A 26,737-nucleotide genomic window follows, 5' to 3' on the forward strand; every position below is an offset into this window, starting at 1 on the left:
TGTGCCGCAGCACAGCACGACAGGAAAAGCTCATGCACGCAATGCGCGAACGGCGTGCCGCGGCTTCAGGTGCCGCACGCCACCAGCGCATGCAATTCGTCGATGTTGAAAGGCTTCGCGAGTATCGCGATGCCGAGCCGACGCGCGCGGTCTAGTTCGTCGGCGTAACCGGTCATCAGCGCGATCTTTTGCGTCGGCCACGCGCTGCGGATCTTCTCCGCGAGGTCGATACCGTTCAGCTTGCCTGGCATCTGGATGTCCGACAGCACGAGCTCGAAGCGCTCGCCGGCGCTGAGCACGTCGAACGCCTGGTCGGCGGTCGGCTCGTGATGGACCTCGCAGCCGAAGGTTTCGAGCACCGCGGTCACGCCGGCCGCGACGTCCTCGTTGTCCTCGACGAGCAGCACGACCCCGGCCGCGGTCGGCTGCGGCTGGCGCGCATCGACGCCGGCCGTTGCCGCGCGCTCGCGATAGCGCGGCAAAAACATCCGTACCGTCGTGCCGCTGCCCAGCACGCTGTCGATCTTCGCGGTGCCGCCGGCCTGCTCGGACATCGACAGCACCTGGGCGAGCCCGAGGCCGGTGCCCGCGCCGCGCAGCTTGGTCGTGAAGAGCGGCTCGAACGCGCGCCGCGCGACCGATTCAGGCATCCCTTCGCCGTCGTCGGAACAGGCGATCAGCACGTACTCGCCGTCCGGCAGCAGCGTGTCGCTGCCGACCAGCCGATTGTTCTGGCAGCGGATCACGAAGCGTCCGCCGCGCGGCATCGCATCGCGCGCGTTCATCGCGATGTTCACGATCGCGAACTCGAGATCGGTCGGATCGACGAGCACCTGCCACAAGCCCTCCGGTATGCGCAGCGCCAGCTCGATGGTGTCGCCGAGCGCCGCGTTGATCAGCGGCACGGCGGCCGGCAGCCAGCGCGCAAGCTCGACGGGCTCCTGCTTCAGCGGCTGTTTGCGCGCGACGGTGAGCAGACGCCGTGTCAGCGCTTGGGCCGTGGCGGTGGCACGCTCGACCGCATGCACTTCCTTCTCGAGATCGTTGTAATGCTTGAGCCGCGCGAGCTCGGTGTTGGCCGACACCACCATCAGCAGGTTGTTGAAATCGTGCGCGACATTGGCGACCAGATTGCCGAGCGCGCCCATGCGCTGCAGTTGCCGGCTCGACGCCTCGGCCGACAGACGCATCGCGACCTCGCCCTGCCAGCGCTCCCACGCGCGCCGCTCCGCTTCGAGCTGGCGCAGCGAATACAGCACGAGCGCCCAGATCGCGATACACGGCACCGCCGTCAGCGCCGCGATCAACAGAAAGTGCGTGCGCCACGCCGCCACGATCGACGACGTCGCGTACGCGCTCATCACATACAACGGGTAGTCGCCGACGCGGCGAAACGCGAGAAGCCGCTCGACGCCGTCGACGGTCGAATTCAGACGCACGTGGCCGAACAGCTGTTTGTCGCGCAACGCGGACATGAAGGCGCTGTGCATCGACGGCCGCGCGCCGGCCGGCCATGGCGGATAGCGCACCAGCAGATTGCCGTCCTGCCGGTAGAGTGCGAGCGCGAGCGACGGATCGCCGTTGGTCAGTTCGTGATAGAAGCGCGAAAAATATTCGTTGCGCAGCGCGACCGTGACCGCGCCGAGAAACCGACCGTTCGCGTCCGAGCGGCCGATCGCGGTCGTGAAGACGTCGACCTTCGACAGTGCGCCGAACATCGGCAGCGAGAAGTACGGCTGCGGACGCATCGCCTTCGCGGCGAGAAAATCGTCGCGCTGGCCGGTCTGCACCGCCGGCGCCGGGTACGCGAGGCTCGACGCGAGCAGCTCGCCGTTCACGCCGAGCAGCGCGATCGATGCCACCTGCGGAAAGTCGCCCCCAATACTCTGCAGACGCGCGTGGAGTTCGCGCTCGCGCGCACGGATCTGCGCATCGTCGGAATCGCCGAGCAGCTCGATCACGCGCGAGGCCATCTGCCGGTTCAGATCCAGCACCTTGACGGCCTGCTCCTGCGCCACGCGCGCGAGGCGGTCGATCATATCGTTCGCATCGGAGATCCTGCGCTGGTAGTCGAAGTAGCCATAGCCCGCGAGGCAGGCCAATGGAAACACGATCGACACGGCCAGCACGATCAGCAACATGCGCCGTGTCGCCGCGAAGTTGCGTGACGGCATCGGCACATCGACTGCGACACGTTCTGCACGCTGCACGGTCACCTGCTCCATCAAAGTTGCACACGGTCAGGGAAGGCATTGCCTGTGAATTCGCACGCCGCTGTTCGCGTGCTAATTCCCCTGCCTCGAAATTTACCGCAACTCGGCCTATCTTCCCAAGCGGGTTCGCTGCATCACTTCGCGAACCCGGACGGGCACAGCGATTGCTGCCTTATCGCTGCTTGATGGCAAGCCCACTTCCGTTCCTGCTCGCGACGCGCCTCGCTGCGCTGCGCGAGCCTTTCCATGCGCGAGGCCTCACCATGTCGACGACTGCCCGCCGCGTTGCGCGGCTATCGGAATTGCCGGCTGAGCGCGCGGTGCGCGTCACCGTGGACGACACGCCGATCCTGCTGGTGCGCGACGGCGACACCGTGCACGCGTACTCCCCGGATTGCCCGCATGCGGGGGGCCCGCTCGAAGAGGGTGCGCTGTGTCACGGTCGCATCATCTGTCCGTGGCACAAGGGCACCTTCGATGTCGCGACCGGCAACGTGCTGGAGCCGCCCCCGCTGCTGCCGCTCGATCGCTATCCGGTCACGCTCGATGGCGACGACGTGCTCGTGTCGGCGGAAAAAATCGCCGCGCCGGAAGCGGCGGCGCACACGCCCGCACTCGATACCGCCGCGCAACGCAAGCACTACGTGGTGATCGGCGCGGGTGCGGCCGGCGCTGCCGCCTGTGCCGCGTTGCGCGAGTTCGGCTTCGAAGGCCGCGTCACGCTGATCGGCGACGAAGCGCACGCGCCCTACGACCGCACCTCGCTGAGCAAATTCGTCCCCTCGTTCGAGATGCCACCCGCCGACGTGCCACCGCTGTTGCCGCCCGATTGGCTGCACGCGCACGGCATCGAACGGATCGTCGCGAAGGTCGCGCGGCTCGATGTGCCCGCGCGCACGATCCATTTCGAAGCCGGCGCGGGTAATGGCGGGCAGAGCATCGAGCCGCTCAAATACGACACCGCGCTGCTCGCCACCGGCAGCGTGCCGAAAGTGCCCGACATTCCCGGCTGCGAACTGGGCGGCGTGCATGTGCTGCGCCACCTCGACGATGCCGCCGCATTGATCGACGCGCTGGGCGACGATGCATCGCAAACCCGCGTCGCGATTCTGGGCAGCAGCTTCATCGGCCTCGAAGTCGCATCCGCGTTGCGCAAGCACGGTGTGCCCGTCACCGTGATTTCGCACGACAAGGTGCCGTTCGTGAAGCAGTTCGGCGAGCGCGCGGGCCAGATGTTTCGCGCGCTGCACGAAAGCAATGGCGTGAAGTTTTATCTCGACGCCAAGGTCGCGTCGCTCGAGGGCGAGGAAGGCAACGTGCATACGGTAATGCTCGCGGACGGCGAAGCCATTGCCGCGGATGTCGTGCTGCTGGGCACGGGGGTTGCGCCGGCTACAGGGTTCGTCGAAGGACTGCCGTTGCAGAAGGACGGCGGCGTGGTGGTCAATGCCGGCATGAGCGCCGCGTGCGGTCTGTATGCGGCCGGCGATATCGCCGTGTTCTCGCTGCACGAGAACCAGGAGCCGCTGCGTATCGAACATTGGCGCGTCGCGCAGCAGCATGCGCGCATCGCCGCGCAGAACATGTGCGGCGTGCGTACCCGCTATGCGGACGTGCCGTTCTTCTGGACCTATCACTACGGCAAGAACTTCGAATACCTGGGTCACGCTAGCGAGTGGGATGAGATCGTCGTCGATGGCGACTTCGATCATCACCAGTTCATCGCGCTGTACGTGCGCGACGGGAATGTCGACGCGGTGTTCGCCTGCGAGCGCGAAGCGCTGACCGCGCGGCTTTCGGACGCGATGCGCGGCGGGCTGTCGCGCGCCGACGCGCTCGCGATCATCGGCGCGACGGCCGGCAGCGCGCCGCAAGCGGCGGCGTCGTGATCCATCGTTTTGCCGTTCAACCTGGAGGAAGGAGCCACCATGACGACACACAAGGAACAGCATCCGCACTCGGAAAAGAGCGAACAGCAGATCGACGAACAGGTCGAGGACAGCTTCCCGGCGAGCGACCCGCCTTCGACCGGCGGCACCACGAAGATCGAGCCGGAGCAGGACAAGGCAAAGACCGGGCACGACAAGCCCGCCGGTCAATAGGCGCGTGGCAGCGCGCTACGCGCTGCCCGCGCTTCCCGAGCGCCCGCGGCCTCGCCCATTGCGGTAATCACGGCGGCCGTGGGCGGCATCTATTGCACTCCCCATTCTCAACCCACTGGAACGATGGAAACGACTCACCATGTCAGACGAGACCGGCTCGGCCAGCACCGGGAAGGAAGCATCCGGGCGCGATGCGCCGCACGGCGCTGCGCGCCGCGACGGCAACGACGCACGCGATGACGGGGGCAAACGCGGCAACGAGAAGAACAAGGACAACGGCGACGACGACGGCCAGCAGAAAAAGCCCGGCAAAAAGCCGCTGATCATTCTAGGCGCGGTCGTGATACTGATCGGCATCGTCGGCTTCGTCTGGTGGTTCGCGACCCGGAATGAAGTAACGACCGACGACGCCTACACCGACGGCAACGCAATCACGATGGCGCCGAAAGTCTCCGGCTACGTGGTGACGCTAGCGGTCGACGACAACCTGTTCGTGCACAAAGGCGACCTGCTGCTAGTAATCGACAAGCGAGACTACCAGGCACAGGTCGATCAGGCGAAGGCGCAGCTCGGTCTTGCGAAGGCGCAATTGAACGCCGCGCAGGTGCAGCTCGATATCGCGCGCGTGCAGTATCCCGCGCAGTACCGCCAGGCGAAGGCGCAGACCTCGTCGGCGGAAGCGAATCTGCGCGAGGCGCAAGCCGCCTGGCAGCGGCAGCACTCGGTCGATCCGCGCGCGACCACGCAGCAGAACGTCGATACCGCCGACGCGCAGCGCCAGTCGGCCGGCGCGAGCGTCGAGCAGGCGCGTGCGCAGCAGCGCACCGCGAGCCTCGTGCCGCAGCAGTTGCGGGAGGCCGAGGCCAGCGTCGACGAACGCCGCCAGCAGGTGCATCAGGCCGAGGCGCAGCTCGAACAGGCGCAGCTGAACCTGTCCTACTGCGAGGTGCGCGCGCCGTCTGATGGCTGGATCACGCGGCCCAACGTGCAGCTCGGCAGCTTCCTCACCGCGGGGGTGTCGCTGTTCTCGATCGTCACGCCGCAGGTGTGGATCACCGCGAACTTCAAGGAATCGCAGCTCGAACGCATGCGCCCCGGCGACAAGGTCAAGGTCGACGTCGACGCGTATCCGAAGCTCGAGCTGCGCGGCCATGTCGATAGCGTGCAACTCGGCAGCGGCTCGCGCTTCTCGGCGTTCCCCACCGAAAACGCGACCGGCAACTTCGTGAAGATCGTGCAACGCGTACCGGTCAAGATCGTCATCGACGAAGGTCTGCCGCGCGATCATCCGCTCGGGCTCGGCTTGTCGGTTACGCCGAAGGTGTACCTGAAATGACGGCGTCCGATGCCGCGCCGGGCGACGCATCGTCGAACTGGAAGCCATCCGCGAATCCGTGGCTGATCGCGATCGTCGTGACGCTCGCGGCGTTCATGGAAGTGCTCGACACGACCATCGTCAACGTCGCGCTGCCGCATATCGCGGGCACGATGTCCGCGAGCTACGACGAAGCGACGTGGACGCTGACCTCGTATCTGGTCGCCAACGGCATCGTGCTGCCGCTCTCGGGTTTCTTCGGCCGGTTGCTCGGCCGCAAGCGCTATTTCCTCGTCTGCATCGTTGCGTTTACCGTCTGCTCGTTGCTGTGCGGCATCGCGACCGATCTATGGCAGCTGATCATCTTCCGCTGTTTGCAGGGCTTTTTCGGCGGCGGACTGCAACCGAACCAGCAGTCGATCATCCTCGACACGTTCCCGCCGCAGCAGCGCGGCCGCGCGTTCTCGATCTCGGCGGTCGCGATCGTCGTCGCGCCGGTGCTGGGGCCGACGCTCGGCGGCTGGATCACCGACAACTTTTCGTGGCGCTGGGTGTTCCTCGTGAACGTGCCGTTCGGCGTGCTGACCTCGCTCGCGGTGATGCAGCTGGTCGAGGACCCGCCGTGGAAACGCAAGGGCGACCTGCGCGTGTCGGTGGATTACGTGGGCATCCTGCTGATCGCGATCGGCCTCGGCTGCCTGCAGGTGATGCTCGATCGCGGCGAGGACGACGACTGGTTTTCATCGAACTTCATTCGCGCGTTCACGGTGCTCGCGGTATCGGGCATCGTCGGCGCGACCTACTGGCTGCTGTACACAAAGAAGCCGGTCGTCGACCTGCGCTGTCTGAAGGACCGCAACTTCGCGCTCGGCTGCGTGACGATCGCCGCGTTCGCGACGATGCTCTATGGCAGCGCGGTGCTCGTGCCGCAGCTCGCGCAGCAGCAGCTCGGCTATACGGCGATGCTCGCGGGCCTCGTGCTATCGCCGGGCGCGGTGCTGATCACGATGGAAATTCCGCTGATCAGCAAAATGATGCCGCACGTGCAGACGCGTTTTCTGGTGGCGACCGGCTTCGGGCTGCTCGCGTGCGCGCTCGCGTATACGCACACGCTGACGCCGGACATCGATTACTTCACGCTAGTGAAGATGCGCAGCGCGCAGTCGCTCGCGATCGGCTTCCTGTTCGTGCCGATCACGACGCTCGCGTATCTGACGGTGCCGCCGCGACTCAACGACGACGCGTCCGCGCTGTTCACGATGTTCCGCAACGTCGCGGGTTCGATCGGCATCTCGCTGTCGACCGCGATGGTTCGCGAGCGCACGCAGGCGCGCATGGCGCATCTGTCGGAGTTCATGTCGCCGCTCTCGCAGAACTACGACGATACCTTGCAACGCAATGCGCAAAGGATCGCGGATATGAATGGCATGCCGCTTTCGCAGGCGCTGCAAACCGCCAACGGCCATCTGTACACCACGTACATCTCGCAGGCGACGTTCCTCGCCTATGTCGACGTGTTCGCGTTCCTCGCGATTTTCTGCACGCTTTGCATCCCGATCACGATTTTCTTTTCACCGGTCAAGGCGTCCGGCGGCGGAGGACATTGAAGTGAAGCTTCGTTCGAAGCGCGGCGTTCTCGATTCCGCTGCGGGTTTCATCGCGTGTTTCGTCATCGGCATGCCCGCGCTGCTGCTCGCGTCCTGCACGGTAGGCCCCGACTTCCATGCGCCGCACGCCGACGTGCCGGCGCAGTGGCACAATACCGAGCGCACCGCTGCGAGCGAGGCGGCCGCAAGCGGCGCATCATCCGCAACGGCGGCTAAAGTCGCTTCCGTGCCGACGCTCGACACCGATCCCGACCCGCGCTGGTGGCGCAGCTTCAACGATCCGACGCTCGACGCGCTGATCGCCCGCGCCGCGCTCGGCAACCTGGACTTGCAGCAGGCTGTGCTGCGCATCGTCGAAGCGCGCACCCAGGTGCAAGCGGCGGCCGCGCAAGGTTTGCCGAATCTGCGCGCGACCGGCAGCTATCAGCGCGAGCAGCTCGGCCTCAAAGGCTTTCTGGAGGAGAACGGCGCGTTCGATAAGGTCGATCAGCTCGGCGCGCCGAATTCGCCGGTCAATGCGATCGCACCGGGAGCGGGGGCCGCGCTGCAAAACGGCGCGAACAACCTGCTCGATCAGCTCACCGCGCCGGTCAATCTGTGGCAGGTCGGCTTCGACGCGACCTGGGAGCTCGATCTGTTCGGCCGCGTGCGTCGCTCGGTCGAGGCCGCGAACGCGCAAACCGAGGCCGCCTACGAAAGCCGCAACGACGCGTTGCTATCGCTCGAAGCCGAGGTCGCGCAGACCTATATGCAGCTGCGCGGCGCGCAGACCTTGCACGACATCGCGGTGAGCCTCGTCGAGCAGCAAGGCGAGACCGTCGCGTTGACGGAGAACCAGGCGAAGGTCGGACTCGCGAGCCAGCTCGATGTGCAAAGCGCCCGCGCCCAGCTCGCGCAAACCAAAACGCAGTTGCCGCAATTCGATCAGCAGATTGCCCAGGCGCTGAACGCGCTCGCGTATCTGATCGGTGAGCCGCCCGGCGCGCTAGAAGCGCAGCTGAGCACGCCGCAGACCGTGCCGCCGGTGCCGCCCGTCGTGCCGGTAGGCTTGCCTTCGACGCTCGCGCGGCGCCGGCCCGACATCCGCCGCGCCGAGGCGAACCTGCATGCGGCGACCGCGAGTGTTGGCGTCGCGGTCGCGCAGTTCTATCCGGACGTATCGCTGACCGGCCAGGCCGGCATGCGCGCGACGAATGCGCGCGATCTCGCGCGCTGGTCGCACCTGTTCTATTCGTTCGGACCCACGGTGTCGCTGCCGATTTTCCAGGGCGGCGCGCTGGTCGCCAATCTGCGCATGTCGAAGGCCCAGCAGGCCGAGGCCGCGCTCGATTACCGCAAAACCGTGCTGACGGCGCTGCGGGACGTCGACAACGCGCTCGTCGTCTATCGCACCGATCAGGCGCGGCGCGATGCGCTCGCCGACAGCGTCAGCGCGCAGCAGACCTCGTTCGATCTGTCGCGCGACAGCTATCGAAAGGGGCTCACGAGTTTCATCAACGTGCTCGACGCGCAGCGGCAGCTCGCGCAGGCACGCGAGCAATACGCTCAAGGCACGACCCAGGTCAGCACCGATCTGGTGGCGCTCTACAAGGCGCTAGGCGGGGGCTGGCAGAGCGATGCGGATGCGGCGGGGGCAACCGGCGCGGCGGCGCCGCCAGGCAGTGGCGGATAAGCGGCCGCAATGCAGCGGTGCCGCAAGGTCGCAAGGTCGCAAGGCCGCAAGGCTTCAGCCATGCTCGAACTGCGGCTCCGCAATCTCCGTTCGCGTCGCATCGAGATGACGGCATGCGGCTAGCATCTGCTGCAACGACGTCACCGCGCAATCCGCTTCCAGCGACTCTTGCTGTTCCGCGCTCCACTGCTGCGTATCCTCGGGTGCCCAAAGGCCGACCACGATCGACACGTTCGGCAGGCGCGCGCGGATGCGCCGGATCAGATTGCGCAAATGCGACGGAATGCCGTCGATCTGCAGATACAGAAGGCAGACGATGCCGATGTCGTCTGCCTCGAGGCGATCGATCGATGCGCGCGATACCGCCTCGTGCGGCAGCGAACGCGCCGCGAAGCCGTGCTTGCCGAGCAACTGCAGCAGGATGACCGTCGCGAGCGCGTCGAGCGGACCACGGCCCGGCAGGCACAACACGCGGCTCGTCGGCGCATGCCACGCGAATACGGGCTCTACGACGGACGGTTCGCCGCCCGGCTCCTGCCGCGGGCCGTGGCTCTGTTCCGGCGCGAGCGTCGCGGTGCTCACGCCACTGATCGCCGCGTCGACCGATCGTGGCATCGCCCGAGCGGTCTGCGTTTCGTCGGAGGGCGCGAGCGGCCCCGCCGCGCCCCAGTTCGGCTGTGTTGGGAGCGGTGCGGGCTCGCGATCCTCGTAGCCGTCGAGGCCGTCGACCAGCTCGTTGGTCGTCGATTCGATGCGCGCGAGTTGTGCGCTCGTCACGCTGCCGCTCGTTACGTCGCTGGCCGCGAGCCGCAAGCCCTTGATTGCGACTTCGTCGTAATAGGCCGACAACGAGCGATCACGCAGCAGCACTTCGGCCTGCTCGATCGGTTCATCCGGATCGCCGGCGAGCGCGCGTTGATAGAAGTTTTCGACCGGCGTCAGCGGCGGCTGATCGCCGAGCAGCACGTCGAGAAACTCCAGACGCCGCACATGCCGGCCGAGCACCATCAGACACAGCGTCAACGGTGTCGACAGGATCAGGCCGATGGGCCCCCAGATCCAGCTCCAGAAGATCGCCGCGACCACCACCGAAAACGGCGACAGGCCCGTGCTGCGCCCATACAGCAACGGCTCGACCACCTGCCCCACTGCGAGCTCGGCGACCACGAACAGCACCAGCGACCAGATCGCCATCTCCCAGCCGGGACTGACCGCGGCCGCGAGCGCGGTGGGCAGTATCGCGGCGATCCAGATGCCGACGTAGGGCACGAGCCGCAGCAGCGCCGCGAGAATGCCCCACAGGATCGGGCTAGGCACGCCGATCAGAAACAGCCCCGCGCCGATCACGACGCCGACGCCGGTGTTCACGCCGAGCTGCGACACGAAGTAGCGGCTCAGGCGCCGCGCGGTCTCGTCCATCACCGTGGTCGTGCGATGCAGGTCGCGCGAGCCGAACAGACGGATCGCGCGATCGCGCAGGTCGTCGCGTTGCAGCAGGATCACGATCGTGACGACGAAAACGATGAACGCGGTTTCCAATGGACTGATGGCCGGCGACAGCACGCGTCGCGCGAGCTCGAACGGCGTCGGCACCGGCTCGCGCACTTCGACCGGCACGGCCGTCGATGCCTGCGGGCTCGCCGCGGCCGCCGCGCCGTTCGGCGCTCGTAATTGCGGCGGCTCGATCGTCGTGCGCTGCAACGCCTGCCCTGCCTCGCTCGCGAAACGGTTCAGCTTGCCGATCGTCAGGCTGTGCACGGTATCGAGCTTGTGCTGGATGGTCGCCTGATAGCGCGGCATGCCGGCGGCGAGATCGGTCAGTTGCGTGGCGATCACCGCGCACAACAGCGCGATGACCGACACCGAGATCAGCACCGCCGCGCACACCGACGCGACATGGCCGAGTTTGAGCCGGGCCAGTGCATCGGCGAGTGGCGCGACGAGAAAGCTCAACAGGATCGCGAGCGTGATCGGAATCATCACCGCGCTCGCGAAGTACAGGCATGCGACCGCGATCACCGCGACGACGAACGTGACGAGGCCCTCGATACCGAATGCGGCGCTCGCCGCCTGAATGCGCGCGGCGGGGCTCGTGGCGCGCGGCTCGGGTGTGTCGTTCATCTCGTTGAAGAAGATCGGGCATGGGAAAGCGGTCCCTGAGCCGCGCCGCGATGCGCCGGCTCAGAGTCTAGTTACTTGTGAAGGCCAAGTAACGCCTATTTCATCGTGTCGCCCGACACCGGCCCGCTCTCGACCGGTGGTGCCTCCTTCTCGATCTCACTGCGCGCCTGCTCCCAGTATTGCTCGGGCCTGCCCTTCGGCTCGGCCGCCTGCTCCCACAGATAGTAGGCGCGCATGCGGATCTGCTCGTCGACGCTCGGTTCCTGTTCCATTTGTTCACCCCAGCCTGGCTGTTTGCGTTCGCGCGTCTATCGTCGCGAAGATCGGAGACGCGTGCGTGTCGTCGACAACAGAGGGAGCAAACCTTGTACCCGGGCTGCGGCCCGCTTGTACCACGGAGTGCGACGGAACTGGCGTCGCTCGCTCACGCGGACTAGCCTGGCGATGAGTCGCCTTCGTCGGAAGTCAACTGCTCTTCGAGACGGTCGAACACGCGCTGCGTCGCGCGGCTCGGCGCTTCGAGCGCGAACAGCAGCAGCGAGCGGCCCGTCACCTGGTAGGCGTCGCCCGCGCTGAATTGCGGCAGCTCGGCGCGCACCGGCATGTTGGTGTCGACGAGGCAGGTCCAGCGCTCGCCCTCGGGAATGTCGGGCAGCGTGAAGTTGACGACGTCGTGATGCGCGTTCAGCACCAGCAGCAAGGTCGCGTCGGACGCGAGACGGCGAATGCCGCTCGCCTGCGCGCGGCCGTCGATCACGAGGCCGAAGCAGCGCATCGCCGGATCGGCCCATTGCTCGTCCGTGATGTCGGTGCCGTCCGGCGATAGCCAGCGCGTGTCGGTCACGTCGAGCGTCTCGTTGTATTCGCCAGTCAGAAACCGGCCGCGCCGCAGCACCGGCAAGCGGTGGCGCAGCGTGGTCAGCTTGCGCACGAACTCCGTCAGCGCGCGGCCGTCGTCGTCGATCGCATCCCAATCGACCCAGCTGATCTCGTTGTCCTGGCAATACGCATTGTTGTTGCCCTGCTGCGTGCGGCCGAATTCGTCGCCGGCGAGGATCATCGGCGTGCCCTGCGAGAGCAGCAGCGTCGCGAGCAGATTGCGCTTCTGGCGCTCGCGTTGCTGGCGGATGTCGGGGTCGTCGGTGGGTCCTTCGGCGCCCATGTTCCACGACCGGTTGTCCGCGTGGCCGTCGCGATTGTCCTCGCCGTTTGCGTCGTTGTGCTTGTCGTTGTACGAGACCAGATCGTTCAGCGTGAAGCCGTCGTGCGCGGCGATGAAGTTCACGCTCGCCCACGGCCGCCGGCCGCGGTGATTGAACTTGTCGCCCGACGCGGTGATGCGTGTTGCGAGATCCGCGGCGGTGCTCTCGTCGCCCTTCCAGTACGCGCGCACGGTGTCGCGGAAGCGATCGTTCCATTCGGCCCAGCCCGGCGGAAAACCGCCCACCTGATAGCCGCCGGGGCCGCAATCCCAAGGCTCGGCGATCAGCCGGATGCTGGAGAGCACCGGGTCCTGGCGGCAGCTGTCGAGAAAGCCGCCGCCTTCGTCGAAGCCGTGATCTTCGCGGCCGAGGATCGTCGCGAGATCGAAGCGGAAACCGTCCACTTTCATTTCGGTGACCCAGTAGCGCAGACTGTCGGTCACCATCTGCAGCACGCGCGGATGCGAGAGGTTCAAGGTATTGCCGGTGCCGGTGTCGTTGATGTAGTAGCGCGGCTCGTCGGGCATCAGCCGGTAGTACGACGCGTTGTCGATGCCCTTGAACGAGATCGTCGGGCCGCGTTCGTTGCCTTCGGCCGTGTGGTTGTACACGACGTCCAGTATCACTTCGAGATCGGCCTGGTGAAAGCGGTCGACCATCTCCTTGAACTCGCCGACCGATTCGGTCGACGACGCGAAGAAACGCGGATCGGCCGCGAAAAAGCCGATCGTGTTGTAGCCCCAGTAGTTCGTCAGCCCCTTGTCGAGCAGATGTTTGTCGTTGACGAAGGTCTGGATCGGCATCAGTTCGACCGTGGTCACGCCGAGGCTGCGGATGTGGTCGAGCACCGGCTGCTGCGCGAGACCCGCGAATGTGCCGCGCAAACGCTCGGGCACTTGCGGATGACGTTTCGTATAGCCGCGCACATGCGTCTCGTACAGAATCACGCGCTCCCACGGCAGCGCGTTACGCTCCGGATGACTCCACGAAAAATTCGCGTCGACCACCTTGCATTTCGGCACGAATGGCGCGCTGTCGCGCTCATCGAATGACAGGTCGAGCTCTTCCGAATCGAGCGTATAGCCGAAAATTTCCGGCGCCCATTTCAGCTCGCCGATGTGCGCCTTCGCATACGGATCGAGCAGCAGCTTGTTCGGATTGAAGCGATGCCCGTTCTGGGGCTCGTAGGGACCATGCACGCGATATCCATAGACGGCACCCGGTTTCAGATTCGGTACGAACACATGCCATACCTCGTCGGTGTACTCGGGCAGCTCGATGCGTTCGAGTTCGTGCTGGCCGGATTCGTCGAACAGACAGAGTTCGACTTTCGTCGCGTGCGCGGAGAACAGGGCGAAGTTCACGCCGCTGCCGTTCCATGTCGCGCCGAGCGGAAAAGGCGCGCCTTCGGAAATGCGCGTCGAGTAGCTGGCTGGGAATGACATAGATGGTCTCAGTGGATGCAAGGAAGGTTGGTATCTCGGGGGCATGCATGTGCTTTTTTCAACTGCCTTTCCACCTGTTCCGGGCTGCTCTCTATTCAAGTGTAGGCATTCGGGGCGAACGCGCCGGACAATGCACAGCGCGCACCCAGCAGGCGAGTTGAGATAGCAACTTATGGGCCTGATCGGCTCCCCTTCCCTCAGATCAAAGTCGCGGCATGAGATTTGCAGCACAGCGGCAAGGCGCACGCGTTCCGCGCCATCGAAAAGCCACGACAGCAATCAGGGAGAACACAGATGATGCGCAACACGCAGATCAAACCGCTGGCCGCTTCCGCATCGCTTCTCGCCGCCATTACGCTGATTTCCGCGTTCGGCACATGCGGCAGCGCGTTCGCGCAAGGCGCGCCGCAGGCGATCACCGAAAAACGCACCGACGTCGTGCAGCTCGCGAGCGGCTATCGCGCGTCGAAGCTGTCGGGCGCGGACGTGTACAACCGCAACAAGGACAACATCGGGACGCTCGACGATCTGATCGTTTCGCCAGGCACCGAGCGCACCACTTACGCGATCCTGTCGGTCGGCGGCTTTCTCGGCCTGGGCAAGCATCTGGTCGCCGTGCCGTTCAACGATCTGCAGATCGACAACCGGCGTGTCGTGCTGCCCGATGGGACGAAGAAATCGCTCGAGGCGTTGCCGGAATTCAAGTACGCGGATTGAGCGCGGCGTTGCCGCGTCGCATCGATCGACGCGGCAACGGGCCGTCAGCCGAGCAGCTTGTCGGGCGTAATCGGCAAATCGCGGATGCGTTTGCCGGTCGCATGCCAGATCGCGTTGCAGACCGCCGCGGCCACGCCCACCACGCCGATTTCTCCGACGCCTTTGACGCCGAGCGGATTGACGATGTCGTCGCGCTCGTCGACGAACAGCACGTCGATTTCGTGAATGTCGGCGTTCACGGGCATGTGGTATTCGGCGAGGTTGTGATTCATCTGCCGTCCGAGCACATGATCGAACTGGCCGTGCTCGTGCAACGCCATGCTGATGCCCCACACGACGCCGCCCGCGACCTGATTGCCCGCCGTCTTCGGATTGACGATGCGCCCCGCCGCGACCGCGCTGAGCACGCGCGTCACGCGCACGGTGCCGAGCGCTTCGTCGACACGCACTTCCGCGAACACCGCCGAATGCGTGCCCATCGAATACGCCTGCTGCTTTATGTGCGGCTGCACGCTCGCCTGCTCTTCGAGTTCGTCGAGCCCCGCGCGTTCGAGCAGCGTCGCGATCGCGATCGAGTCGTCCGCGTGCGGGCCGCATACGAGCCGGTTGCGCTCGCGCCGCACTGCTTCGCGCTCCACCGACGCGAAGCGCGCACCGCCATGTTCGCGCGCGAGTTCGACGAGACGATTGTGCAGGCGCGTACAGGCCGCATCGACTGCGCTGCCCACTGACGACACCGTCCACGATCCGCCCTCGATCGGCGCCTTCGGCAACCGCGTATCGCCGAGTTCGAAGCTGACGTCCGCGAGCGGCACGCCGAGCGCATCGGCGGCGATCTGCGTCATCGCGGTGTAGGTGCCGGTGCCGATATCGGAGGTCGAACTCGACACTCTGACGCGGCCATCGGGCGTCAGCACCGCGCGGGCGGCCGCTTTGTTCTGCATCGCGTCCCACGCACCGGTCGCCATCCCCCAGCCGATCAACTCGTTGCCTTCGCGGCGTGCGCGCGGTTCGAGCGGCCGCCCCGCCCAGCCGAAGCGCGCCGCGCCTTCGCGATAGCAGTCGCGCAGCGCCTTGCTCGAAAACGGCAGGTTCTTGTTCGCGTCGCGCTCCGCATAGTTGACGAGCCGCAATTCGAGCGGGTCCATCCGCAATGCCTCGGCGAGCTCGTCCATCGCGACTTCGAGCGGAAAGAGCCCCTGGGTCGCGCCGGGCGCGCGCATGTCGGCCGGCGTCGGCACGTCGAGCTTCGCGACCTTGTATCCCATCGACACGTTGTCGCATCGATACAGCTGCCCGGCCCAGTTGACCACGACGTCGCAGAACTCCTCGTAGCGTGAGGTTTCCGACACCGCCTCGTGAATCACCGCCTGCAGGCGGCCGTCCGCCGACGCGCCGAGCGCGACGCGTTGCACCGATTGCGGCCGATGCGCGAAGGTGAACATCTGTTGCCGGGTCAGCGTGACGCGCACGGGTTTCTTCAGTTCGCGCGCCGCCATCACCGCGAGCGCCAGATGATATTGCGGCCGCAAGCCGGAGCCGAACGCGCCGCCGACGAACGGCGACACCACCTGCACTTCGTCGTCTTGCAACCCGAACACGCGCTTCAGATAGCCCTTCGTATTGACGACGCCCTGAGTCTTCTCATAGACGGTCAAGTGTCCTTGCGCATCGGGCACCACGGTACAGCCGTGCATTTCCATCGGATTGTGGTATTCCGCGGGCGTCGTGTAGAACGCGTCTACGCGCACCCTGGCGTCGGCCAACGCTTTGCGCGGCTCGCCGCGCTCGGGCGGCGGCGGATCGAAGCCGCCTTTCTCCGCTGACGGCGGCACGGCGCTCATCAACGCCGCTTCGATATCGGTCTGATGAGATGCGGCCTCGTAGCGCACCCGCACCAGCGACGCCGCGTAGCGCGCGAGTTCGAGCGACTGCGCGACCACCAGCGCGACGGGCTGCCCGCTGTACCACACGCGCTCGTCCCACAGCGGCCTCAATGGCGTGCCGGCCGGCGCGATCATGTCCTTGAACGCATCGACATCCGACGGCAGCGCCGGGCGCTTGCGATGCGTGAGCACGAGCAGCACACCGGGCAGCGCCTCGGCGGCCGAGGTATCGATCGACACGATCTTGCCCGTCGCGATGGTGCCCGACACGACGGCGCCATACACGAGCCCTTCGGCGCAGAACTCGGCCGCATATTGCGCGGCGCCGGTCACTTTGGCTGGCCCGTCGACACGCGAATGCGGCACGCCGATCGCGGGCTTCGGGCTGCCTGTCGATGGCAAGGTTTCGGCACGGTTCATCGCGCGGCCTCCTCGAACGAACGTTGTGTAGCCTCGCCGAAGGCGCGCACGATCACGCGCGCCGCGAGTTCGATCTTGAACGCGTTGTCGCGCTGAGCGCGCGCATCGCGCAGCAGCGCCGCCGCGAAATCGCGCACGGTCCGCTCGTTCAGCGTCTCGCCGCGCAGTGCAGCTTCGGCGGCGGGATCCCGCCACGGCTTGTGCGCGACGCCGCCGAGCGCGCAACGCGCGTCGACGATGCGCGAGTCGGCATCGAGTTCGACACCGACCGCGGCCGACGCCAGCGCGAACGCATACGATGCGCGGTCGCGCACCTTCACGTACGCGTGATACGTGGCAAAGCCTTGCGCCGGCAGTTCGATCGCGGTCACGAGTTCGTCGTCGCGCAAGTTGGTATCGATGTTCGGCGTGTCGCCGGGCAGCCGGTGAAAATCCGCGAACGGCAGCGTGCGTGCGCCGTCGTTGCCGATCAGATGCACGGTGGCGCCGAGTGCCGCCAACGCCACGCACATATCTGACGGATGCACCGCAATGCAGTGTTCGCTCGCGCCGAGGATCGCGTGAATGCGGTTCACGCCGTGCAGCGCCGGACAGCCGCTGCCCGGTTCGCGTTTGTTGCACGGCGTGCCGACGTCGTAGAAGTAGTAGCAGCGCGTGCGTTGCAGCAGATTGCCGCCGACCGTCGCGACGTTGCGAATCTGCGGCGACGCGCCGGCCAGAATCGCTTTCGCGAGCAGCGGGTAGCGTGTTGCGACGGTATCGTCATACGCGAGCGCGCTGTTCGTTACCAGCGCGCCGATCACCAGGCCGCCTTGCGCCGACGCTTCGATCCGCCTGAGCGGCAAACGGTTGATGTCGACGAGCAAAGCCGGCCGCGCCACATCTTCGCGCAACAGGTCGACGAGATTCGTGCCGCCCGCGATGAACGCGGCGGCCTTGTCCGAACGATGCCGTTCGAGCGCATCCTGCACCGCATCGGCGCGCGTGTATGAGAAGCGGTTCATGGCCGCGCTCCGCGCTGATTGCCGACCGGACTGTCGTGCGGTGCATCCTCGTCGCCGAAATGCGCCACGTCGAGAATCGCGGCGACGATATTCGTGTATGCGCCGCAGCGGCACAGATTGCCGCTCATCTGCTCGCGCACGTCGTCCGCGCAGCGCGCATGGCCTTCTTCGAGCATCGCGTACGCCGAGCAGATTTGCCCCGGCGTACAGTAGCCGCACTGGAACGCGTCATGTTCGATGAACGCCTGCTGCAATGGATGCAACGTATCGCCGTTCGCGAGACCTTCGATCGTCGTGATCGATGCTCCGTCGTACACGACCGCGAGCGCGAGGCAGGTATTGATCCGCTGACCATTGACGAGCGCGGTGCACGCGCCGCATTGGCCGTGATCGCAGCCCTTCTTGGTGCCGGTGAGGTGCGCATGCTCGCGCAGCAGATCGAGCAGCGAGGTCCACGCTTGAACGTCGAAGTGCCGCGTCTCGCCGTTGATATCGAACGTCAATGCATGCGACGCGGGCGCGTCGGCCTGCGCGGCTTCAGCATCGGGGGTAGCCATCGGATTTCCTCCTCACAAGGCGTCGCGCAAGCAACGCGGCGCGCGACGAAACTCCATGCAACTCGAACCCATGCAAAACGGCGGCAGCGCGCGAGCGCGATGCCGCCGCGGCCTCCGGCGCGGCGCGACGCAGCCCGCCGCGCGCGGCTGAACGCTTATTGCCCCGCCGCGCTACCCGCGCGCGGCGGCGTCGCGCCTTTGAAGCGCTTGTTGGTGGCGCGGCCATTGCCGCCGCCGGCGACACCATTGGTCGCGCCCCCCGACTCGCCGACATTGCCGTTCGCGTCGTTCGTGCTGGTCGTATCCGGCGTGCGCGATTCTTCCAGACTTGCGCCCGGTTTTGCGGCGGACTTGCCGTGTTGCGTAGACGGATTGGAACCGGTCTGCGCGAAGCCCGCCTGCGCAAACCCTAGCGCAAGGCAGCCCGACACGAGCGCGGCACCCAGTTTGACGGATACATCGATCTTCATGTCACTCTCCCTTATGACGTTATGGAAACCACTGCGAGAAGCTGCTGCGCGGTCCATGGCAGCCTCGCCGCCTTCGGTTCGACAACCTAAATAATCGGTGCGCCGCCTGTCACCGCAATCGTCGCGCCCGAGATATAGCTGGCTTCGTCCGACGCGAGCATCACATACGCGGCCGCAAGCTCGGCCGGTTGTCCGGGGCGCTTCATCGGCACCTGCTTGCCGAACTGCTCGACCTTGTCGGGCGGCATCGTCGATGGGATCAACGGCGTCCAGATCGGTCCCGGCGCCACGCAGTTCGCGCGAATACCCTTTTCCGCGAGCAATTGCGCGAGGCCGCCGGTGAAGTTCTGAATCGCGCCCTTGGTGGTCGCATAGGCGATCAGGCCGGGGTTCGGATGATCGGCATTGATCGACGACGTATTGATGATCGCGCCGCCCGGTTTCATATGGCGGACCGCCGCGCGCGTGATCCTGAACATCGCGCCGATGTTGGTATCGAAGGTCTTGTCCCATTCTTCGTCGCTGATCGCGTCGAGCGACGGATAGCTCATCTGATACGCGGCGTTGTTGACCACCACGTCGAGCCGGCCGAAAGCCTCGATCGCCTTGTCGACGATCGCATCGCAATGCTCGCGATCGCGGATATCGCCGCCGACCAGCACCGCTTTGCGACCGGCGTCCTCGACCCAGCGCGCGGTCTCGCGCGCATCGTCTTCTTCGTCGAGATAGGCGATCAGCACATCGGCGCCTTCACGCGCGAACGCGATCGCGACCGCACGGCCAATGCCGCTGTCGCCGCCGGTCACGATTGCTGCCTTGCCGGCGAGACGCCCCGAACCTTCGTAGGTTTTCTCGCCGTGATCCGGTTGCGGGTTCATGCCGGCCGTGCGGCCGGGCGTCTGCTCCTGCTGCTGTTTGGGAAACGGCGGTGCCGGGCGTTGCGTGTCGCTCATGTCTGATCTCCCTCGTTGCAAATCACAAATGACCATGGACGGCGCGCATGAGCGCGCCGCGTCATCGGTCTTTGAGCAACGAGTGGGCCCGCACCGCTAAAGAAGCTGCGGCGGATAGAACGCTGGCAGAAAGATGGCAGACAAATGACAAACCGGTTCGCATCGCGCCAGGTGCGATTTCCGGCCACGACCCTGCATAAATGACAGAACGGTCAGCAAGTTTTCGCTAACAGCCTGATTCAGATGGCTCCGCCGCGTGCAACGCGGCCGCCGATTCGAGCACCCGCAACAGCCGCTCGGGCGTCAATGGTTTCGCGCAATGCGCGTCGAAGCCCGCCGCCTTGGCGAGCGCGCGATCCTCTCGCGACGCGAACGCGGTGCACGCAACCAGCAGCATATGCGCAGTCTGCGGATGCGCGCGCAGACGCCGCGCGAGTTCGAGCCCGTCGAGTCCCGGCATCTTGATGTCGAGCAGTACCGCAAACGGCTGCCACTCGCACGCGGTCTCGCACACCGCATACGGATCGTCGAGCGCACGGCACTCGAAGCCGTCGGCCGTCAGTAGCATTTGCAGCGCGTCGGCTGCTTCCCGGTAATCGTCGACTACCAGCACGCGACGATGCGCGGCCATCGCATAGCGGATCTGCCGCCATACGAGCACGTCGTCGCTGCTGTCCACGTTGTCGTTGAACACAGTCATTTTTTCTCGCCCTTTTACATTCGCCCTGAAGGGCATCCCGCGCCACGCGCGCAAGATTCGATCCCATTGCGTCTGCCGGACTGCGGCCAGGTTTTTGTTATTTCCGCTTCATTCGGACGATGCCGCGGCCAACATGCGTCATCCCGCATTCCAGCGTTGCAATCACCTGGTATGCGGGATTCAGCGTGCCCATACATCACGGCGTTTGAATGACGGCGACGACGATGTGCGTGCTGCGCAACATCGTTTGACGCTCTGTCTTTGTGCGATCCGCCTCGCTAAGGGGCGTCGCACGACATCGGTATTCCAACGGATCGAGGGTCCACGCAATGCATGCCGCGAGCGCTCTCATGGCGCGAATCGATGACGCGGTCATAAACAAAGGATAAGCGACGCTGCCGATAAAAAAATGCTCGACGTGTTAGGGGTTTGTGCTCTGCGGGTTATCCCGCACGATTATCGATAAAGCCTTTCAGCATCGCGAGCGTGTCGGCGTCGTCGATATGTTTGTCGGTACGCCAGCGCAGCATGCGTGGAAAACGCACGGCCACGCCTGACTTATGGCGCGAACTCGCTTGTATCCCTTCGAAGCCGATCTCGAACACGAGCGTCGGCGTTACGCTGCGCACCGGGCCGAATTTGTCGACTGTGGTCTTGCGCACGATCGCATCGACGCGATGCATCTCTTCGTCGGTGAGCCCTGAATAGGCCTTCGCGAAAGGCACGAGCGTGCGCACGCCGTCGGCTTCGTCCCATACCGCGAACGTGTAGTCGGTGTAAAGACTCGCGCGCCGGCCATGACCGCGCTGCGCGTAAACAAGTACAGCGTCTACCGCATACGGCTCGATCTTCCATTTCCACCACGTGCCCGATGCCTTGGTACGGCCGACGCCATACATCGATTCACGCTCCTTCAGCATCAAGCCTTCGACGCCGCGCGCGCGGCTCTCCTCACGCAAGGCCGCCAGCGCATGCCAGTCCGCGCCACGGACGAGCGGCGATACGCGCAACAGACCGCGCGCGAGCGTGCCATCGACCGACGCGCTCAACGCATCGAGCCGCGCGCGCCGATCGACGAGCGGGCTCATGCGCAGGTCCTGGCCGTTCGCTTCGAGCAGGTCGTAGGCGAGCAGCGCTGCGGGCGAATCCGCAAGGATCTTGCGCGTCAGCGTCTTGCGCGCGATGCGCGGTTGCAGCCGCGCGAACGGCAACGGCGCAGCCGCACCGGGTTCCCACGCGAGAATCTCGCCATCGATCACATAGCCATCGGGTAAGGACTCGCCCAATGCCGCGACCTCGGGAAAGCGATCGGTAATCAGATCCTCGCCACGCGACCACAACCACACGCGGCCGCCGCGTTTGACGAGTTGCGCGCGTATCCCGTCCCACTTCCATTCGATCAGCCAGTGCGCGGGATCGCCGAGCGTCGCCGGATCGCTCTGCAACGGATGCGCGAGAAAGAACGGGTACGGCAGGCCCAGGTCGCTATCGTGTTGAGGGGCATGCGCTTGCGTATCGTCGTCGGTCTGCGGCGCGATCAGACGCAGATAGCGCGCCGCATCGGGCTTCTGTCGCGAATCGGTCCAGCCGACCATTCGTTGCGCGATCCGCTTGTGATCGACGCCGGCCACTTCGGCGAGCGCGCGCACCACCAGTTGCCGTGCGACGCCGACACGAAAGCCGCCGCCGATCAGCTTGGTCAGCAGGAAGCGGCCGCCCCAGTCGAGTTCGTCCCAGTAACTGAGTAGACGCGTGCGCAACTCGTCGGGCGGCAGGCCGCGCAATGGCAGCATGCGTTGCTCGATCCATTGCGTAAGGCCCAGCTCGGAGTCGCGCGACGCGGGCGGCAGAATATGCGCGATGGTTTCGGCCAGATCGCCCACCGCGTGATACGACTCTTCGAACAGCCACTCGGGCAAGCCGGCGCGCTCACGCGCGATGTCGGTCAGCAAACGCGTCGGCACCAGTTGACGCGGTTTGCCGCCCGCGAGGAAATACGACGCCCATGCAGCGTCTTCAGGCTCCGCCACCGAGAAATAACTGGTCAGCGCCGCGAGTTTGTCGTGCGTCGACGTGGTCGCATCGAGCGCGGTGTAGAGAGCCGCGAAGCGTTTCATACGGTGTCCGTCATGTTTCGCTCGCCGCGGGCGCTTCGTCGGCGCCGGCCGCATCCGCTTCGACGGTATCGTCGCCGTATTGCGTGTCGAACGCGCTCGCCTGCAGGCCTTGCTCGTTGAGCCAGCGCACCATCGGTTCGATCGAGCCATGCGTGACGATCACACGCGAGGCGCCGCTCTCGCGGATCGCCGTTTGCAAACCCGGCCAGTCGGCGTGATCGGACAGCACGAAGCCGCGATCGACGCCGCGCCGGCGGCGCGCACCGCGCAGGCGCATCCAGCCCGACGCGAACGCATCGCTGTAATCGCCGAAGCGCTTGAGCCACGCGCTGTTCTGCGCGGACGGCGGCGCGACGATCAGCGCCTGTCTGAACACGGCCTTGTCTTTCGCGGCGATCTCGCTGACGAGATTGACTGGCGGCAGGCGCACGCCCGCGTCGCGATACGCGCGATTGAGCGGCTCGACCGCGCCGTGACAGAAGATCGGTCCGATCGCGGCATCGACGCTCGCGAGCACGCGTTGCGCCTTGCCGAACGAATAGCAGAACACCACCGACGCGCGCCCTTCGGACGCGTTGTGACGCCACCATGAATCGATCGAATCGAACACGCTTTGCGGCGTATCCCAGCGATAGATCGGCAGACCGAACGTCGATTCAGTGATGAAGGTATCGCAGCGCACCGGTTCGAACGCGGCGCAGGTCGGATCGGCTTCGAGCTTGTAGTCGCCCGATGCGACCCATACGCGGCCCCCGTGCTCGATGCGCACCTGCGCCGAACCGAGCACATGCCCGGCCGGATGCAGCGACACGCGCGCCGCGCCGACCATGAGCGGCTCGCCATAGTCGAGCGTGTGCAGCGCGATGCCGGGCAGCCGCGACAGCAGCACGCTCGCGCCTGCGCGCGTCGCCAGATAGCGCTGATGGCCGAAGCGCGCATGGTCGGAATGCGCATGCGTGATCACCGCCCGCTCCACCGGCCGCCATGGATCGATGTAAAAATCGCCGGCCGGGCAATACAGTCCCTCGGGCCGCGCGACCACCAGATCGTTGGCTTGCGGCGCGGCGTTGGTCTGACGGGGCGGCTGATCCATCGGCTGTCCTCGGGATTGGCGGGCGATCTTCCGAACGCGGCCAAGCAAACTGTATGCCGCGCCATTGATGGCCCCGTTTCTGCTTACGGTATATAAAGCACACAGGCGTGTCGAGAGCGGTTGCCATCCGGCAGCGCCCGGCGCGCACCGCGAGGCCTCATGCCGATCCTGCTCGACCAGCATGCGCTGTTTATCGCCAGGCATCCCGGGCGCTTCCTGCTGCAAACGCTGAAGGCGTTTCGCGCGAACCAGGGGCTGCTGCTCGCGGGCGCGGTCGCGTATTACGCGTTGCTGTCCATCGTGCCGCTGCTGATTCTGGTCGTCATCGTGCTGTCGCGCGTGGTGCCGCAGCAGTTGGTGCTAGAGGCGCTGTCGCATTTGCTGCGCTGGCTCGTGCCCGGGCAATCGGCCGCGCTCGTGCGTGAGCTGTCGAACTTTTTGCAGCATCGCGCGGTGATCGGCTGGGTGCTGCTGCTGACGATGCTGTTCTTCAGTTCGCTCGCGTTCACCGTGCTCGAAAACGCGATGTCGCTGATCTTCGTGCATCGCGTCGTCGTGAAGCGGCGCCACTTTCTGATTTCAGCGTTGCTCCCCTACTGCTACATCATGTTTCTCGGCGTGGGCCTCTTGATCGTCACGTTCGTATCGAGCGCGCTCGACACCATCGGCGCCGAAGGTCTGCAACTGTTCGGCCTGCATGTGTCGTTGCAGGGCTTCACGCGAGTGCTGCTGTATCTGCTCGGGCTCGCCGGTGAAATCTTCGTGCTGACTTCGGTGTATCTGGTGATGCCGGTCGGACGTCCGTCGCTCAAACATGCGCTGATCGGTGGCGTGGTGGCCGGCGTGTTGTGGGAGGTTACGCGGCACGTGCTGGTCTGGTATTTCGCCACGCTGTCGCAGGTCAGCCTCGTCTATGGTTCGCTGACGATGGCGATCGTGATCCTGCTGAGCTTCGAATGGCTCGCCACTCTGCTGCTGTTCGGCGCGCAGGTGATATCGCAGTACGAGCGCTTCGGCACCGAAGCGCTCGACGCGCCGCAGCCGAAGATCAAGACCGGCTAAGCAAGCCAGTCGCAAGGTACAGCCCTTGCTCGTTCGATACCGACCCAAGCCGCCCATGCGACACGGCGGCTTCGACTGGATATTGAGGGAGCAAGGATCATGGCTGAGACGGTTGGCGATTTCATCATCGAGCGGCTGCATGCATGGGGCGTGCGGCGTATCTACGGCTATCCGGGCGACGGCATCAACGGCGTCTTCGGCGCGTTGAACCGCGCGCAGAGCGAAGCGAAGAAACGCCATAAAGGCACGGATCAGCCGGGCCCGATCGAATTCATCCAGGTCCGCCACGAAGAAATGGCCGCGTTCATGGCCGCCGCGCATGCCAAGTTCACCGGCGAACTCGGCGTGTGCATCGCCACCTCGGGGCCCGGCGCTTCGCATCTGCTGACGGGCCTCTACGACGCGCGCATGGATCACATGCCGGTGCTGGCGATCGCCGGTCAGCAGGCGCGCGCGGCGATCGGCGGACACTATCAGCAGGAGCTGGATCTGCCGGCGATGTTCAAGGACGTGGCCGGCTCGTTCGTCGGCTTTGCGACGATGCCCGCGCAGGTGCGTCATCTGGTCGATCGGGCGGTGCGTATCGCGCTTGCCGAGCGCGCGGTGACCGCGCTGATACTGCCGAACGATCTGCAGGACATTCCGTATGAACCGCCGGGGCGCAAGCACGGCACGCTGCATTCGGGCATCGGTTACGCGCGCCCGCGCGTGGTGCCGAGCGACCAGCAGTTGCGCGAGGCCGCCGACGTGCTGAACGCCGGCCGCAAGGTCGCGATCCTGGTCGGCGCGGGCGCGCTGCACGCGACCGACGAAGTGATCGCGGTCGCCGAGAAACTCGGCGCCGGCGTCGCCAAAGCGCTGCTCGGCAAGGCGGCGCTGCCCGACGATCTGCCGTGGGTGACCGGCTCGATCGGCCTGCTCGGCACGAAGCCGAGCTACGACATGATGACCCATTGCGATACGTTGCTGATGATCGGCTCCGGCTTCCCATACTCGGAGTTTCTGCCGAAGGAAGGCGACGCGCGCGGCGTGCAGATCGACATCAAGGCCGACATGCTGAGCCTGCGTTATCCGATGGAAGTGAACCTCGTCGGCGATAGCGTCGAGACGCTGCGCGCGCTGCTGCCGCTCATCGAGCAGAAGGAGGATCGGCTGTGGCGGGAGCGCATCGAAGGCTGGGTGTCGGACTGGTGGAAGACGCTGGAAAAACGCGCGCACGAACCCGCGAAGGCTGGCCTGAATCCGCAGCTGTCGGTATGGGAGCTGTCGAAGCGCATTCCGTCGAACGCGATCGTCACCAGCGATTCGGGTTCGGTCGCGAACTGGTACGCGCGTGATCTGCAGGTGCAGCGCGGCATGATGTGCTCGCTGTCGGGCGGGCTCGCGTCGATGGGCGCGGCCGTGCCGTATGCGATCGCCGCGAAGTTCGCGTATCCCGAGCGGCCCGTGATCGCGCTGGTCGGCGACGGCGCGATGCAGATGAACAACATGGCCGAGCTGATCACGGTCGCGAAGTACTGGCAAGGCTGGAGCGATCCGCGCTGGATCTGCATGGTGCTCAACAATGGCGATCTGAACCAGGTCACGTGGGAGCAACGCGTGATGGAAGGCGATCCGAAGTTCGAGGTGTCGCAGGACATTCCTTCCGTGCCGTATCACCGCTTCGCGGAGCTGATCGGTTTGAAGGGCATCTATGTCGACAATCCCGAGCAGATGGCGACCGCCTGGGACGACGCGCTCGCGTCGAATCGTCCGGTCGTGATCGAGGTGAAGTCCGATCCGAACGTGCCGCCGTTGCCGCCCCACGTTACGCTCGCGCAGGCCAAAGCGTTTGCCGAGACTTTGCTGAAGGGCGATCCCGATCAGGGCAACGTGGTGGTAGAGACGGCCAGGCAGGTGCTCGGTGCGGTGCTGCCGGGACATCACGACAAATGATGCGGTAGCGGCTCGACGACGTGTGCGCGCGCCAACGGTTCGACAGAGGACGTGACTGTTAAAATGGCGCGCGCTTCGCGCACACGCTCATTGGGCCTGCTTCAACGCAGGCCATCACGTCGCCCCTTATCTCATGCTCACACACG

At 65.5% G+C, this 26,737-nt stretch carries 20 protein-coding genes; 8 read left to right on the forward strand and 12 right to left on the reverse strand.

What is annotated here, in order from left to right; all coding sequences use genetic code 11:
- Positions 1 to 65: 65 nt before the first annotated feature.
- Positions 66 to 2,225: a response regulator gene (locus AB3X89_RS12745; protein WP_368583590.1), complete on the reverse strand. Its 2,160-nt coding sequence runs from the start codon at positions 2,223 to 2,225 to the stop codon at positions 66 to 68.
- Positions 2,226 to 2,476: 251 nt separating this feature from the next.
- On the opposite strand from AB3X89_RS12745, the gene AB3X89_RS12750 reads away from it, so the two are divergent.
- The 5 genes from AB3X89_RS12750 (at position 2,477) to AB3X89_RS12770 (ending at position 8,909) form a co-directional block, all read left to right on the forward strand.
- Entirely contained in the window at positions 2,477 to 4,102 is a 1,626-nt protein-coding gene (locus AB3X89_RS12750; protein WP_368583673.1) for an FAD-dependent oxidoreductase, read from the forward strand.
- Between the two features lie 39 nt (positions 4,103 to 4,141).
- The gene (locus AB3X89_RS12755) at positions 4,142 to 4,315 is read left to right on the forward strand and encodes a hypothetical protein (protein WP_184227466.1); all 174 of its coding nucleotides are present in this window, start codon (positions 4,142 to 4,144) and stop codon (positions 4,313 to 4,315) included.
- Between the two features lie 139 nt (positions 4,316 to 4,454).
- A complete protein-coding gene (locus AB3X89_RS12760) occupies positions 4,455 to 5,651 on the forward strand; it encodes an HlyD family secretion protein (protein ID WP_368583591.1) in 1,197 nt (398 codons plus the stop codon).
- Positions 5,648 to 7,237, forward strand: coding sequence for a DHA2 family efflux MFS transporter permease subunit (locus AB3X89_RS12765; protein WP_368583592.1), 1,590 nt, complete (start codon positions 5,648 to 5,650; stop codon positions 7,235 to 7,237). Before AB3X89_RS12760 ends, AB3X89_RS12765 begins: the two co-directional genes overlap by 4 nt.
- A gap of 70 nt (positions 7,238 to 7,307) precedes the next feature.
- Entirely contained in the window at positions 7,308 to 8,909 is a 1,602-nt protein-coding gene (locus tag AB3X89_RS12770; RefSeq protein ID WP_368583674.1) for an efflux transporter outer membrane subunit, read from the forward strand.
- A 54-nt stretch (positions 8,910 to 8,963) separates the two neighbouring features.
- Here AB3X89_RS12770 and AB3X89_RS12775 read toward each other — a convergent pair whose 3' ends face one another.
- The 3 genes from AB3X89_RS12775 to glgX form a co-directional block, all read right to left on the reverse strand.
- Positions 8,964 to 11,030 (reverse strand): AI-2E family transporter, encoded by a 2,067-nt coding sequence (locus AB3X89_RS12775; protein ID WP_368583593.1) that lies wholly within the window; start codon positions 11,028 to 11,030, stop codon positions 8,964 to 8,966.
- A gap of 95 nt (positions 11,031 to 11,125) precedes the next feature.
- Positions 11,126 to 11,302, reverse strand: coding sequence for a DUF2934 domain-containing protein (locus AB3X89_RS12780; protein WP_368583594.1), 177 nt, complete (start codon positions 11,300 to 11,302; stop codon positions 11,126 to 11,128).
- 161 nt (positions 11,303 to 11,463) lie between these two features.
- Positions 11,464 to 13,677 carry a glycogen debranching protein GlgX gene (gene glgX, locus AB3X89_RS12785; protein WP_368583595.1) on the reverse strand — a complete coding sequence of 738 codons (2,214 nt, stop codon included), beginning with the start codon at positions 13,675 to 13,677 and terminating at the stop codon, positions 11,464 to 11,466.
- Between the two features lie 294 nt (positions 13,678 to 13,971).
- Here glgX and AB3X89_RS12790 point away from each other — a divergent pair, with 294 nt between their 5' ends.
- Positions 13,972 to 14,394 (forward strand): PRC-barrel domain-containing protein, encoded by a 423-nt coding sequence (locus AB3X89_RS12790; protein WP_368583596.1) that lies wholly within the window; start codon positions 13,972 to 13,974, stop codon positions 14,392 to 14,394.
- 44 nt (positions 14,395 to 14,438) lie between these two features.
- Here AB3X89_RS12790 and AB3X89_RS12795 read toward each other — a convergent pair whose 3' ends face one another.
- The 8 genes from AB3X89_RS12795 to AB3X89_RS12830 all read right to left on the reverse strand — a co-directional run bounded on the left by AB3X89_RS12795 (position 14,439) and on the right by AB3X89_RS12830 (position 23,594).
- Complete coding sequence (locus AB3X89_RS12795; RefSeq protein ID WP_368583597.1) at positions 14,439 to 16,700, reverse strand: xanthine dehydrogenase family protein molybdopterin-binding subunit; 2,262 nt, start codon at positions 16,698 to 16,700, stop codon at positions 14,439 to 14,441.
- Positions 16,697 to 17,704, reverse strand: a complete 1,008-nt coding sequence (locus tag AB3X89_RS12800; RefSeq protein WP_368583598.1) for a xanthine dehydrogenase family protein subunit M — start codon at positions 17,702 to 17,704, stop codon at positions 16,697 to 16,699. The genes AB3X89_RS12795 and AB3X89_RS12800 overlap by 4 nt, the downstream gene beginning before the upstream one ends.
- Positions 17,701 to 18,261, reverse strand: a complete 561-nt coding sequence (locus AB3X89_RS12805) for a (2Fe-2S)-binding protein (protein WP_368583599.1) — start codon at positions 18,259 to 18,261, stop codon at positions 17,701 to 17,703. Before AB3X89_RS12805 ends, AB3X89_RS12800 begins: the two co-directional genes overlap by 4 nt.
- Before the next feature lie 155 nt (positions 18,262 to 18,416).
- Entirely contained in the window at positions 18,417 to 18,731 is a 315-nt protein-coding gene (locus tag AB3X89_RS12810; RefSeq protein ID WP_368583600.1) for a hypothetical protein, read from the reverse strand.
- Positions 18,732 to 18,817: 86 nt separating this feature from the next.
- Positions 18,818 to 19,684 (reverse strand): glucose 1-dehydrogenase, encoded by an 867-nt coding sequence (locus AB3X89_RS12815; protein ID WP_368583601.1) that lies wholly within the window; start codon positions 19,682 to 19,684, stop codon positions 18,818 to 18,820.
- Positions 19,685 to 19,910: 226 nt separating this feature from the next.
- Positions 19,911 to 20,384: a response regulator gene (locus AB3X89_RS12820; RefSeq protein ID WP_368583602.1), complete on the reverse strand. Its 474-nt coding sequence runs from the start codon at positions 20,382 to 20,384 to the stop codon at positions 19,911 to 19,913.
- Positions 20,385 to 20,827: 443 nt separating this feature from the next.
- Entirely contained in the window at positions 20,828 to 22,501 is a 1,674-nt protein-coding gene (locus AB3X89_RS12825) for an ATP-dependent DNA ligase (RefSeq protein WP_368583603.1), read from the reverse strand.
- A gap of 10 nt (positions 22,502 to 22,511) precedes the next feature.
- Positions 22,512 to 23,594 (reverse strand): ligase-associated DNA damage response exonuclease, encoded by a 1,083-nt coding sequence (locus tag AB3X89_RS12830; protein WP_368583604.1) that lies wholly within the window; start codon positions 23,592 to 23,594, stop codon positions 22,512 to 22,514.
- Positions 23,595 to 23,753: 159 nt separating this feature from the next.
- Here AB3X89_RS12830 and AB3X89_RS12835 point away from each other — a divergent pair, with 159 nt between their 5' ends.
- Positions 23,754 to 24,656 carry a YihY/virulence factor BrkB family protein gene (locus tag AB3X89_RS12835; RefSeq protein ID WP_368583605.1) on the forward strand — a complete coding sequence of 301 codons (903 nt, stop codon included), beginning with the start codon at positions 23,754 to 23,756 and terminating at the stop codon, positions 24,654 to 24,656.
- A gap of 99 nt (positions 24,657 to 24,755) precedes the next feature.
- Positions 24,756 to 26,591, forward strand: a complete 1,836-nt coding sequence (locus AB3X89_RS12840) for a thiamine pyrophosphate-requiring protein (protein ID WP_368583606.1) — start codon at positions 24,756 to 24,758, stop codon at positions 26,589 to 26,591.
- Positions 26,592 to 26,737: the final 146 nt, after the last annotated feature.

The sequence above is a fragment of the Paraburkholderia sp. BR14320 genome, from assembly GCF_040948665.1.
Taxonomy (GTDB): domain Bacteria; phylum Pseudomonadota; class Gammaproteobacteria; order Burkholderiales; family Burkholderiaceae; genus Paraburkholderia; species Paraburkholderia youngii.

Coding starts and splice junctions, on each gene's coding strand:
- AB3X89_RS12745 (WP_368583590.1), bottom strand. CDS start 2,225: ATGGAGCAGGTGACCGTGCAGCGTGCAGAACGTGTCGCAGTCGATGTG.
- AB3X89_RS12750 (WP_368583673.1), top strand. CDS start 2,477: ATGTCGACGACTGCCCGCCGCGTTGCGCGGCTATCGGAATTGCCGGCT.
- AB3X89_RS12755 (WP_184227466.1), top strand. CDS start 4,142: ATGACGACACACAAGGAACAGCATCCGCACTCGGAAAAGAGCGAACAG.
- AB3X89_RS12760 (WP_368583591.1), top strand. CDS start 4,455: ATGTCAGACGAGACCGGCTCGGCCAGCACCGGGAAGGAAGCATCCGGG.
- AB3X89_RS12765 (WP_368583592.1), top strand. CDS start 5,648: ATGACGGCGTCCGATGCCGCGCCGGGCGACGCATCGTCGAACTGGAAG.
- AB3X89_RS12770 (WP_368583674.1), top strand. CDS start 7,308: ATGCCCGCGCTGCTGCTCGCGTCCTGCACGGTAGGCCCCGACTTCCAT.
- AB3X89_RS12775 (WP_368583593.1), bottom strand. CDS start 11,030: ATGAACGACACACCCGAGCCGCGCGCCACGAGCCCCGCCGCGCGCATT.
- AB3X89_RS12780 (WP_368583594.1), bottom strand. CDS start 11,302: ATGGAACAGGAACCGAGCGTCGACGAGCAGATCCGCATGCGCGCCTAC.
- glgX (WP_368583595.1), bottom strand. CDS start 13,677: ATGTCATTCCCAGCCAGCTACTCGACGCGCATTTCCGAAGGCGCGCCT.
- AB3X89_RS12790 (WP_368583596.1), top strand. CDS start 13,972: ATGATGCGCAACACGCAGATCAAACCGCTGGCCGCTTCCGCATCGCTT.
- AB3X89_RS12795 (WP_368583597.1), bottom strand. CDS start 16,700: ATGAACCGTGCCGAAACCTTGCCATCGACAGGCAGCCCGAAGCCCGCG.
- AB3X89_RS12800 (WP_368583598.1), bottom strand. CDS start 17,704: ATGAACCGCTTCTCATACACGCGCGCCGATGCGGTGCAGGATGCGCTC.
- AB3X89_RS12805 (WP_368583599.1), bottom strand. CDS start 18,261: ATGGCTACCCCCGATGCTGAAGCCGCGCAGGCCGACGCGCCCGCGTCG.
- AB3X89_RS12810 (WP_368583600.1), bottom strand. CDS start 18,731: ATGAAGATCGATGTATCCGTCAAACTGGGTGCCGCGCTCGTGTCGGGC.
- AB3X89_RS12815 (WP_368583601.1), bottom strand. CDS start 19,684: ATGAGCGACACGCAACGCCCGGCACCGCCGTTTCCCAAACAGCAGCAG.
- AB3X89_RS12820 (WP_368583602.1), bottom strand. CDS start 20,384: ATGACTGTGTTCAACGACAACGTGGACAGCAGCGACGACGTGCTCGTA.
- AB3X89_RS12825 (WP_368583603.1), bottom strand. CDS start 22,501: ATGAAACGCTTCGCGGCTCTCTACACCGCGCTCGATGCGACCACGTCG.
- AB3X89_RS12830 (WP_368583604.1), bottom strand. CDS start 23,594: ATGGATCAGCCGCCCCGTCAGACCAACGCCGCGCCGCAAGCCAACGAT.
- AB3X89_RS12835 (WP_368583605.1), top strand. CDS start 23,754: ATGCCGATCCTGCTCGACCAGCATGCGCTGTTTATCGCCAGGCATCCC.
- AB3X89_RS12840 (WP_368583606.1), top strand. CDS start 24,756: ATGGCTGAGACGGTTGGCGATTTCATCATCGAGCGGCTGCATGCATGG.